Source organism: Vibrio sp. 1401, from assembly GCF_033340295.1.
The window spans coordinates 1-948 of the sequence record NZ_JAWOWF010000170.1 but is presented as its reverse complement, the minus strand read 5'-3'; the positions used below and the strand labels follow the sequence as shown (position 1 = coordinate 948).

1 protein-coding gene is annotated in these 948 nt (G+C 46.0%); it reads right to left on the bottom strand.

The features are described 5' to 3' along the window. On the bottom strand, positions 1-948 hold a 948-nt coding region (locus R7Z77_RS24330; protein ID WP_318136926.1), incomplete at both ends, for a lytic transglycosylase F.

The following is a 948-nucleotide window of genomic DNA, read 5'->3' as shown; positions in this document are numbered from 1 at the left end:
ACCTGGGCCTGCATTGTAAGCCGCCAAGGTAAAGTAAATTTTGTTCTCAGCCGTAATGGCCTTATCGCCAAAGTACTGCCGACGTAAAAACGCTAGGTATTTCGCTCCTGCGTGGATGTTGTTTTCGAGTTGTCGAACATTTTTGATGTTGATGTTTGGATCGCGTGCGGTGCTCGGTAAGACTTGCATTATGCCCACTGCGCCTCTTGTGCCGACTAAGTTGTTATTAAATCCGGACTCTTTATACGCAACCGCCGCAATCAGCAAATAATCCAAGTCATATTTCTCCCCGTAGCGCGAAAACAGCGCCGACAGTTTTTCTAGCTGGGCAATTTTCTTAGGGTTAAGTGCCTTATTGAGCCAATTGGTATTGTCGATGTATTTGCTATATATGACGTTTCCAAGGAGTGTGCCTGAGCGAGATTTTTGGATGAATTTGTTCACCACTGCTTTGAGTTGAGGACTGTTTTGTCGCATGACCCAAGCGATGTTGCCGTTTTTGCGAAGAGGGACTTTCTTATGCGCTTTGATGTCATCCATCGCATTGAGCCAAAGTTTGGCTTTGTGGCTATCTAAAACGATGGCTTTGATATAGCCATTGTTGAGCATGCCGACGAGTTCGTAGTCTTGCAGAGTCTCTTCGATGAAGTGCACGATAATTGGCGGTAAGCCTTTCTTGTTCAGTGTTTTGTTGACGGCTTGAATGCTTTCAAAGTAGCTGGAACTGGCACGTACCCAAATCTCCTTACCGCTCAACTGCTCAAGTTTAGTGATGGTTGGAGTACTTTTGTTGGTGATCACCCACTCTTCAATGCCGGATAAGATTGGGGTACTGAAGTCGACTTTTTGTTTGCGGGCCTCAGTGATCGTCAAGTTTGCCACCACTAAATCACCAGAGCCGTTTTCGAGAGAAGGGAGCAATTGGTCTCGTGCTAGAGGGATGATTTG